This is a genomic window from Actinomadura sp. NPDC048955, assembly GCF_040649435.1.
GTDB lineage: Bacteria > Actinomycetota > Actinomycetes > Streptosporangiales > Streptosporangiaceae > Spirillospora > Spirillospora luteofluorescens.
On sequence record NZ_JBEZJI010000115.1, the window covers coordinates 1 to 9,338 of the forward strand.

At 69.8% G+C, this 9,338-nt stretch carries 6 protein-coding genes and 4 pseudogenes; 5 read left to right on the forward strand and 5 right to left on the reverse strand.

The window, feature by feature from the left end; all coding sequences use genetic code 11:
- Positions 1 to 409 precede the first annotated feature (409 nt).
- Together AB0C84_RS44485 and AB0C84_RS44490 are read right to left on the reverse strand one after the other, a co-directional pair.
- Positions 410 to 544: pseudogene (locus AB0C84_RS44485) on the reverse strand (IS3 family transposase); the annotation flags it as partial.
- A 49-nt stretch (positions 545 to 593) separates the two neighbouring features.
- Positions 594 to 1,753 (reverse strand): annotated as a pseudogene (locus AB0C84_RS44490) (IS110 family transposase); the annotation flags it as partial.
- 501 nt (positions 1,754 to 2,254) lie between these two features.
- On the opposite strand from AB0C84_RS44490, the gene AB0C84_RS44495 reads away from it, so the two are divergent.
- A complete protein-coding gene (locus AB0C84_RS44495; RefSeq protein ID WP_361078584.1) occupies positions 2,255 to 2,431 on the forward strand; it encodes an AAA family ATPase in 177 nt (58 codons plus the stop codon).
- Between the two features lie 108 nt (positions 2,432 to 2,539).
- Positions 2,540 to 2,755: pseudogene (locus AB0C84_RS44500) on the forward strand (AAA family ATPase); the annotation flags it as partial.
- 442 nt (positions 2,756 to 3,197) lie between these two features.
- On the opposite strand, the gene AB0C84_RS44505 reads toward AB0C84_RS44500, so the two are convergent.
- Together AB0C84_RS44505 and AB0C84_RS44510 are read right to left on the reverse strand one after the other, a co-directional pair.
- The gene (locus AB0C84_RS44505) at positions 3,198 to 4,220 is read right to left on the reverse strand and encodes a tyrosine-type recombinase/integrase (protein WP_361078587.1); all 1,023 of its coding nucleotides are present in this window, start codon (positions 4,218 to 4,220) and stop codon (positions 3,198 to 3,200) included.
- A gap of 227 nt (positions 4,221 to 4,447) precedes the next feature.
- Complete coding sequence (locus AB0C84_RS44510) at positions 4,448 to 4,738, reverse strand: hypothetical protein (protein ID WP_361078590.1); 291 nt, start codon at positions 4,736 to 4,738, stop codon at positions 4,448 to 4,450.
- A 417-nt stretch (positions 4,739 to 5,155) separates the two neighbouring features.
- On the opposite strand from AB0C84_RS44510, the gene AB0C84_RS44515 reads away from it, so the two are divergent.
- On the forward strand, positions 5,156 to 6,343 hold the full coding sequence (locus tag AB0C84_RS44515) for a hypothetical protein (protein WP_361078593.1): 1,188 nt from the start codon (positions 5,156 to 5,158) through the stop codon (positions 6,341 to 6,343).
- Positions 6,344 to 6,585: 242 nt separating this feature from the next.
- A pseudogene (locus AB0C84_RS44520) lies at positions 6,586 to 6,708 on the forward strand (IS5/IS1182 family transposase); the annotation flags it as partial.
- Between the two features lie 381 nt (positions 6,709 to 7,089).
- Here the strand turns inward: AB0C84_RS44520 and AB0C84_RS44525 are convergent.
- On the reverse strand, positions 7,090 to 7,668 hold the full coding sequence (locus AB0C84_RS44525) for a TetR/AcrR family transcriptional regulator (protein ID WP_361078596.1): 579 nt from the start codon (positions 7,666 to 7,668) through the stop codon (positions 7,090 to 7,092).
- 371 nt (positions 7,669 to 8,039) lie between these two features.
- Here AB0C84_RS44525 and AB0C84_RS44530 point away from each other — a divergent pair, with 371 nt between their 5' ends.
- Positions 8,040 to 9,200: an MFS transporter gene (locus AB0C84_RS44530; protein WP_361078598.1), complete on the forward strand. Its 1,161-nt coding sequence runs from the start codon at positions 8,040 to 8,042 to the stop codon at positions 9,198 to 9,200.
- Positions 9,201 to 9,338: the final 138 nt, after the last annotated feature.

Sequence of the window (9,338 nt, forward strand, 5' to 3'; positions counted from 1 at the left end):
CGTGAAGCGGCTGCCGGAACGGATCGGCAAGGCCCGCGCCAAGGAGCTGCTGTTCACCGGCGCGCGCCGCTAGACGCTAGAACACCCGTCAGAAGCCCGTGAGCCGCTAGCGGGACCGCTAGGCCTAGCGAGGCGTCCGCTAGACGTCCACGGCCCGCTAGATGTACTGCCCCGGGACGTCTGCGAGACGTCCGGCGAGCGTTGCCGAAAGAGCGGACGGCGGACGACGACGAGCACCAGGACGAGCACCAGGACGACGTCGGCCGCGGGGGCGTCGCAGGCCAGCGGTTGCCGAAAGAACCGGCGGAGCAAGATGTGAGATCAGATATCTGATCCGCCGTCCGGGCGGGCTGAGGTTCCCCCGTAGCACGGACAGCTTGATGTTGCCCCGGTTACACGGACTCGCTGGTCAGGAGATCAGGTTCAGCGGGTGGGTGTTTTCGAACTGTATCGGGCTCATGTAGTCCAGGGCGGAGTGTCGTCGGCGGCGGTTGTAGAACCCTTCGATGTATTCGAAGATCGCGTTGGCGAGCTCGACGCGGGTCCGCCAGGCCGACGTCGAAGAAGGCCATCTCGACGGTCTGAGTGCCGGCGAGCGCGCTGAAGGCTTTCATGGGGTCGTAGGTCTGGCCGGTGTGGAGGCAGTGAAAGAGCTGGCCGAGCATCCGGTTAACAGGTGCCGCAGGGCGGCCCAGTGGCGGTCACCGCGGTCGCGGCGCTGGTCGTAGTGTTGGCGGGCTGGTTGGTGGTTGACGATCGCGCTGAAGGCCCAGGTGCATCCTGCGGCTTTGAGCCGGTTGTTCTTCACGAGGCGGCGGGTGATGGTCGTGGTCCGTCCGGATGCCCTGGTCATGGGTGCCGACCCGGCGTAGGCCTTGAGGGCGCGGGCGTCGGCGAACCGGTTCCGGTCGTCGCCGATCTCGGCCAGGATGCGGGCACCGTTGAGGTCGCCGATGCCGGGGAAGCTGGTGATCACCTCGTAGTCGCGGTGCTGGGCGAACGCCTCGGCCGAGGCGGCGGTGAGCTGGTCGGCGTTGGCGCATTCGGTGTCCAGGGCGCGCAGGAGGGCCTGGGCGTGCTCGCCCAGGGCCTTCTCGATGAGCGGCGGCTGACGGAGCTGGGGGCGCTGGAGCGCCTGGCGCAGTTCGGCGGCGAGCTCGTCGACGCCGCGCTTTCGCCCTGCCCGTCGAGGGGCGGTGGCGATGCGGGCTCGGGTGAGCTTGAGCGCGGCGGCCGGCGTGGGCGCGATCGCCAGCACCGCGCGGGCCTCTCTGCTGGCCAGGTTGGTGTTCTTGGTGGCGAACGCGGCCAGGAAGCCGGGATAGAACTCCCTCAGCAGGGACCGCAGCTCGTTGGACGCTCTGGTCCGCCGCCAGGTGGCGTCCTGGGCCGCGCGGGCCAGGACCGCGATGGCGCGGCCGAGCTCGCTGTCGTCGGGCAGCGCACGGTGCATGCGGATGTCGGTGCGCAAGATGTTGGCCAGCGTCATCGCGTCGACGTGGTCGGACTTCTTGCGCGCCACGCTGTGCCGGTCCCGGTAGCGGGCGACCGCCATCGGGTTGATGGCGTAGACCGGGCGGCCGGTCTCGCGCAGCGCGGCCACCAGCAGACCCCGCGGGGTCTCGATCGCCACCGGGATGGGCGCCTCGGCGGTGCCGCCGGCCTCGGCCAGCAGCCTCAACAGCTCGCCGAACCCCTCCACGCTGTCGCCGATCCGGCGCTTGCCGACAAGCTGGCCGTCCTGATCGACCAGGGCGACGTCATGGTGGCCCTCCTGTTCGCCCTGCTCAACCCCCTGGTGGAGCCCCTGGCGAGAACGCGCGGCACCCTAATAACGAGGCTCTGGGCCTTCCCTCCGATTGAGCCGTTCGCGCTCCCAGCAACCCGCACGGCTCCGCTCTTGGGGAGAGCTCCAGGCTCAGCACAAACAAGGTGTGTGCCATGCGGGCGGGCTCGAACCACGATCAGCAATCTGCCCGTACTGGCGGCCGGGGAGGGTTCAGATCCCGCAAGAAAATGCTCGCGGGACCTGAACCGCCCGGCGCCAGCCTCGGCCAGCCGGTCTAGGTGGAGGCCTCAAAGGGCCACGGCATCTACAGGAGTGCCAGAGGCTGCCAGCGCCTTTATTAGGCATTAATCAATGATCACGGTCGGGAACGCCGGAGGCGTCACCGGGCGCCGTGACGATAGGTCCGGGCGAAGGCGGCTCTAGAGAGGCGATGGCCTGGGATGACACGCTGGCATGCTCGGCCCCATGAATGTGCGACGACGAGTGGTGATCGGCAACCACAAAGGCGGGAGCGGCAAGACCGCGTTCGTGGTGAACGCCGCGGCCGCGTTGGCGACGGCGGGCAAGCGGGTGCTGGTGGTGGATCTGGATCCGCAGGCGAATGCCTCGCGCCGGTTGGGGTGGCGCTACGACCCTGGCTAGCCGGTGCCGACGGTGTCGGAGGCGATCAAGGCGGACGCCGTTGGGGTGGCAGCAGACACGATCTACCGGTGCGGCTGGGACGGCGGGGGCGCCGAGCTGATCGATGTGATGCCGGCCCGGTTCGATCTGGAGAACCGGATCAGTGAGGCCGGAGTGGTCGGCGCGGGCAGCCAGGCTGCGCAAAGCCCTGGAGGGGCGGACGACGCCTACGACGTGACCCTGCTGGACTGCCCGCCCAGTCTCGGGCATCTGACACAGATGGCACTGGCGGCCGGCCATGTGGCGGTGTGCACCGTTGAACCGGAGTACGACAGCGTCGAGGGCGCGGTGCACTACCGCGACTTCATCACCAGCCGGGGCGGGGACCTGGGCAACCCGGATCTGGCCCTGATCGGGTTCGTGGTGTCACGGGTACGCGCCAACGTCGGCGCGCACGCCTACCAGCTCGGTGGACTGCCCGAGCTGTTCGGCGCCAACCGGGTGTGGAGCCCCCACATTCCTGAGCAGGCCCAGATCAAGGACGCCGCCGACGCCGCGGTGCTGCTACGCCAGCTCGGCCACCCCCGGGCCGACGAGATGGCCGACCTCTACGACCAGCTCACCGCCCGGCTCACCGCCGAACTCGGCACCACTGCCCAGGCGCCCGCGCCCCACGCTCCAACACCACCCGCTCGGCCCCGGTCACGGAAAACGGAGTCTTCGGCCGCCGGTCCTCGCCATCCACCCAGCGACAATCCGGTCCCGCCGGCGATTCGTGAAGCAGACGTCATCGGCGGCGGGACAGCAGGCCGCTGGCCAGGTAGGCGGCGTGCCCGTCCATCTGGACCCCGGCGTGGTCGTAGCGCTGCAGGGTGGCCACGGACGCGTGCCCGGTCAACTCATGGATCTTGTTCGGGGGGACACCGGCGGCGCTGAGCAGTGTGACGACGGTCGCGCGGAGCACGTGCGGGGTCAACTGCCCGGGACGCAGGTCGACGGCGCGGGCGGCGCGGCGCAGCGCGGTGGTGACCCGGCCCCGGTTCCACGGCCGCCCGTCGGGGTGCTGCAGCAGGAACTCGTGGTCGGCGCGGCCGCGCAGGAGCGGCTCGACCAGCAGCCGCACCCGAGGCACGACCGGCACCGGGAGGACCTTTCCGCCTTTGACCCGGAACCGGGCGACGAAGTGCCCCCCGTCCCAGGTGAACGCCGACACCGGCATGGCCTCGAGTTCCCCGGTGCGCAGTCCGATGTTCAACAGCAGCGCGACCGCGGCGGCGTCCAGGGGGTGGTCGCCTGCGATCGCCTCGGCACCGTCCATCAGGTCGGTGGCCTCGTGCTCGGCCAACGCGGGTGTCATCCCGATCCTGGGAGTCTCCGGCGGGTCGACGAACACGGCCGGGTCGTAGTCGATGACGTGCCGGCGCAACGCGTAGGCGTACAGCGACCGCAGTGCCGAGACGCGCTGCGCGGCGGTGGACGCGCCGAGCGGGCGCCCGCCCTTCAGCAACTGCGCGGCGTGACCGGTGCCGGTGAGGATCTGGTCCTTGTAGGCGACCAGGACATCCTCGGTGACCACCCACAGCCCGGCACCGGGTACCGCGATCTGAAGCCACCGCAGGAATGCCGCGAGACAGTGCAGGTAGCCGCGGCGGGTGGCGACGGTGTTGCGGGACTGCAGCCACGCCGCCACCGTCGGCCACTCCTGCCCGGCAGGCGGCCGCGGCAGCCGGTCGACCAGGTCGACGTTCGCGGCTGGGACCTCCCCCTCACCCCGGCGACGCCGCGGTGAGAGCCCGGGAATGTCCCCCACCGTGATCACCATGGGCGCTGGGGCGGGTGCCTGCCGGGGCCCGGCCCCCGGCGCAGGCGGCGCACCCGCTTGGTGCAGCCGATCCGGCGTGGACGGCGGTGCAGATCTCGGACCGGGACCCGGTCCCGGTTCGCGGCCCGATTCGGGCATGCCAGGCGGCGTGAAACCGGGCGGGTGGATCGCGGTGGGCTCCAGCGTCTGCTCGCCGTCGACTTCGCTGGGAGGGGTCATCGGGTGACCATCACGGCGCCGAGGAGGGTGAAGCGGTGGCACGCTACCCGGAGGCGGCGTCGCTCGGTGGGGTGGGCACGCTGCCGCCAGTTCGCCATGGCGGGCGCATCCAGGATGACCTCGAAGGCGGGATCGGGTGCCAGGGCGTGCGCTGTCACGGCCTCGCGCACGATGCCGGCTAGGTGATCATCGGCCAGGTCAAGAAACTCCCGGGTCAACGCCGCGACCACCGCAGGGGCGTAGCCAGCGGCCCGGTCACGGCTCGTGGACCGGCGGGACCAGATCATCGGTGTTCTCCTTGCTGACAGTGGCTGCCGTGCCGCTGTGGCTTGCCGGCAAATCGGCAGTCGAGATTGCCGACTGGGTGTCAACGCCCTGGTCACGAGCCCGTCTTCGCGCCGGTGGGCACAGTGCGGCAGGCGAGCATCCCTCCAAGGCTTACTGACGGGAGGGGCAAATGCCGCTGACATCCGATGACACCCCCAGGACAACTTGGCGGCAAATCACAGCCCACATCACTCTTTGCCGAGACGGCATCAGGTCGGCTGAGCCATGACAACTGTGGCGGTCACCGAGATGGTCTCACGGAGCGAGACTCCGCACAATCAGCATTGTGTGATGTCTACCAACCTGACCAATTATCCGTTCCGTTCCGTTCCAAAAACGTTTTTGGAACGGAACGGAACGGATGATAGCCTGGCTCTGTGACGGATGATCATGATGAAGCCGGCCACGCTGAGCCCAAGGACCTCGTCGACGAGCTGACCACTGCGCCGGCCGATGGCCCGGTGCCGGGCGACGACATGGCCGCCGACGCGATCGCCGGGCGAGCCGCCGCCGCCCGGGCCGCCGGCCGCCGCCCCTGCAAGCACTGCGGCCGGCCGATCCCCCGCGGCGTACGCAGCCACGCCGAGTACTGCAGCCCCGAGCACCGCACCGCACACCACAAGGCCAGGCGCACGGCCGAGACCGCCGAGCTCGCGCCCACCCGAACGCTGCGCGGCGAGACGGCCCAGCTCGCCCAACTGCTCACCGCGTTCGGGGAGCGCACCGGCGCGCTGACCGCACTGCTGAACGGCGCGGTCGCCGACACGGCGGAGGAGGCCGAGCAGGCGCTCCGCGCGGCGCAGACCGCGCGCCGCCGGGCCGATGAGGCCGAGACCCGCGCCGACCTCGCCGAGGACCGCGCCGACGCGGCCGACGCCGCGGCGAAGGAGGCGCGCACCGAGCGGGATGAGAAGGTCGCCGCCGCGCGCCGCGACGCGCGCGAGCAGGTCGCCGACGCGCGCGCCGACGCCGAGCGGGCGTGGCGGCAGCAGGGGCAGGCCCAGCGCGCCCAGCAGGCAGCCGAGGACGAGACCGCCGCGGAACGGCACCTGCGCCAGGTCGCACAGCAGCAGGCCGCTGACGCCGAACAGGCACGCGCCGACACCGCCGCGCAACTGGACGCCGCGCACCAGGAGACCGCGCGACTGCTGGAGGAACTGCAGACCGCACGCGCCCAGTTCGCCGAGGAGCAGGCGCGGCACACCGCGGCCACCGGCCGCGCCGATCAAGCCGAGGCGGCCCTCGCCGAGACCCGCGACCAGCTCGCCGACGCCCAGCGGCAAGAGCGGACCGCGCAGGAAAACGCCGCGCGCAGCGAGCGCGCGGCCGAGGAAGCCGCCGCAGCAACCGTCGCCGCGCGCGCGGATGCCGCCCAGGCCCGCGCCGACCTGCAGGCCGCCCGCGCAGCCGCCGACGCAGCGATGAGCGAGGTGCGGCGCCAACTGGAGGAGGCGCGCGCCGAAGCCCGCACGCAGCGCGAACGCGCGGCCACCGCCGAGCAACGCGCCCAAACCGCCGAGCACGCCGCCGAACAGGCCGCGCGCGCGGCGCCCGACGACCGATGATGACTGCCTCTCGGGCTCTCGGTCCGCTGGCGTGTCCGGCCGCAATCCGTGGGCTCCGCAACCAGGCGATGCGATGAGTCAGCGCCCGGGTAGGGGGTTGTGGGAGCTGTTCCAGCGGGTGGTGCGCCCTGCTCCGAGGCGGCCGCAGGGCGGTGGTCGGTGCCGGTACGGCGATCGTGAGGGGCGGGCGGCGATCATTTGTGGCGACCGCGGGCTGTACGTGGCAGCCGTTGCGGTCGGTATTCAGGCCGTCGGATCTGCCGCCTTACAAGGGCAAGGACAGGCCCGAGTCGCAGAAGCAGGCGAACTGGGCGCACGCCAAGCTCCGCGGCCCCGGCGAACGCGCGAATGTCCAACTCCCTTCTCGCATCCGGTCAGCGCTCCGGCTAGCGGTTCTGTGCAGCCGGGAAGCATCGGCGGGCGCAGTTGGGCGGGCGGGCGATCGGTGGACGGCGCCTGGGAACAAGTCCGACTCGCTCGTGGCCACGAGCCCGAATTGCCACGCCGAACGGAGCGCGCGGCGGCTCATGCGTGCGCCGGGCGGCCGCCGACGCGTCATCGCCGTGCGGGTGAACGACGCCGAGTATGAGGCGATCAGTGCCCGCGTGCAGGTCGGCGCCGTGCTCGGCCAGCCACGCCGTGAACGCCCGGCAGGCCCGCCGGTACGCCCGCACCGTGTGGGCGCTCAGCCATTGATGGCCGAAGTGAGCGTGGCAGCGGTGGACGTCGGTCGGACGGTGGAGGCATTAATCCCTCGCGGCGGCGCTCACCGCCTCCTTCGCGAAGGCGACGGCTGCTTCGCTCGCTCCCTCCTGCCCCAGGATGGGGCCACTGGCGTGCAAGCCGTCGATGAGCAGCATGATCTTGTCGGCCAGGATTTGTGGATCCGGCGCTCCTGTTCGCTCGGCGAGGTCGTGCAGGTGTTCCCGCCTGGCGATGTGGTAGTCCAGGATGATCAGGCGTGCTGGATGACCAGCATCGGGAAAGCTAGGCAGGCTGTTACGTAGAGGGCAGCCGCGGAATCCGGGGATGGCGGAGCGTTCGGCCACCGCAGTGACGATGGCGATGAGCTGGCCTGCCGGATCGTCGCGCAACGGCTGGGTCGCCTTCTTGATCAAATCGTCCCACTCCTGCCAGCAGCGATCCAGATAGGCGATCACCAGATCATCCTTGCTGCCGAACTCGCGATAGAGCAGCTTCTTGCCGCAGCCGCATTCGTCGATGATCTGCTGCAGCCCCACCCCGTCGGGGCCGTGCTCCTGAAAGAGGCGGGACGCAACGCTCAAGATCCGCTCGCGCGCTCCCGGATCGGGTTTCGGTGGCATGTTCCCCTCCCTGCCAAGCAGTAGACCGATCATGGCGGCCTTGACATCCGTCAGATCTCGCCCCCAAGATAGGGACCGAACGGTCCCGGACTGATCGGTCCCTATCGTAGAGAACATCTTCTCTCGACAATCGGCCTGGTCAGCGCCTCGTCTCGGACCAGGTCCGGTGCAGCCAACGACGGCTGGGCAGCGATGCCTCAGCCCCTCTAAGTGATCACGTTTCCCACAGTGTCGCAGCGCCAGCCCACGCACAAGCGGTGCATGGGACCAACCTTCAAAGCCGTACGACAAGAAGAAGCGTCATGAATCCTCCGCAAGCAGCACTAAGCCCTGGCAGATCGAAGCTCACTTTGGCCACACTGTTCCTGGGCATGTTCGTTCTGGGGAGCGCTGAACTGCTCGTGGTCGGCGTGCTCAATCTGCTCGCCGCCGACCTTCAAGTCTCCGTCCCCGCAGCCGGGAGGCTGGTGACTGCCTACGCGGTGGGCATGGCGCTCGGGGGCCCGGTATTGACCGCGCTGACCCTCAAGCTGAACAGGCGCTTCGTCCTAGCTGGCGCGCTTCTCCTATTCGCGCTGGTCAATCTGCTGTTGGTACTGATCAACGATTACAGTCTGTTCCTTACTGCACGGGTCGTATCCGGAGCGCTGCAGGGCGTGTTTATCGGCGCTGCCTTTACGGCCGGTATCGCCGTCGTTCCGCCGGAACGTATGGGCCGGGCGATGTCAGTGGTCATCTCCGGAATCACGGTATCGGCAGCGCTGGGCGCGCCGCTGGGCACGCTGGTCGGTCAGGCGCTGGGCTGGCGCGGCTCGTTCACCGCCGTCGTCGGGCTAACCGTGATCGCGTTGATCGCCACCCTGGTGCTGGTCCCGTGGGTCCCCGGCGCCGGTGGCGGCACCTCGAGTCAGGCAAAGCACGCCTTTGCTCCACGCGTGCTCGCCGCGCTGGGACTCAACCTCCTCCTCTACGCCGCGCTCTTCGCGGCCCTGACTTACCTTGTGCCATTTCTCCAGGAGGTCACCGGCATTTCCGGCACGCTGGTCAGTGTGTTCCTCCTGGCTTACGGCGCGGCCACGGCGGCAGGTTCGTTTGGCGGCGGCCGGCTCGCCGACACCAACGCCGCGCGCACCCTCATCATCGGGACCGCAGGCCTCGCGGTCTGCCTGCTGGTGCTCTTCCTCATCGGCGCGATAGCGGTCCTCGCGGCGCTGGCGCTGTTGGCCTTGGGTCTGTTCGTCGGCGGTATGACACCCTCGCTGCAGTACCGCGTGATGAGTCTGGCCGGCCCTGGCGGCGTGTTGGCACAGGCCCTGCCCGCCTCCGCGGTCAACCTCGGCATTGCGTTCGGCTCGGCCGCAGGCGGCGTGGCGATCGCCAGATACACCGCCTCCGCCGCGGTGATCACCGGCCTGATCATTGCTGTGATCGCCATACCGGTCGCCTGGGCGACGAGCTTCCTGAAGCCGCCAGGGCCCCAGAGTTCGACTGCTTCAACAGCTGCCACGAAACCTGCCGCCGAGCCGGCTTAACAAGGCCGTGCCGGGCCCTTGGGGTCGGGGACTTGCGCCACTAAGAGGTCGTAACAGAATCAGCGGGCGAGGCGTCGCCAGCAGATGATGGCTGCGGCGAGGGTCATGAGTGCTTCGTGGATGTCGTCGCGGGTCTCC

Bases quoted from the DNA above. Each gene is read 5' to 3' on its own strand.
- AB0C84_RS44495 (WP_361078584.1), top strand. From the start codon at position 2,255: ATGAATGTGCGACGACGAGTGGTGATCGGCAACCACAAAGGCGGGAGC.
- AB0C84_RS44510 (WP_361078590.1), bottom strand. From the start codon at position 4,738: ATGATCTGGTCCCGCCGGTCCACGAGCCGTGACCGGGCCGCTGGCTAC.
- AB0C84_RS44525 (WP_361078596.1), bottom strand. From the start codon at position 7,668: ATGCCACCGAAACCCGATCCGGGAGCGCGCGAGCGGATCTTGAGCGTT.
- AB0C84_RS44530 (WP_361078598.1), top strand. From the start codon at position 8,040: ATGTTCGTTCTGGGGAGCGCTGAACTGCTCGTGGTCGGCGTGCTCAAT.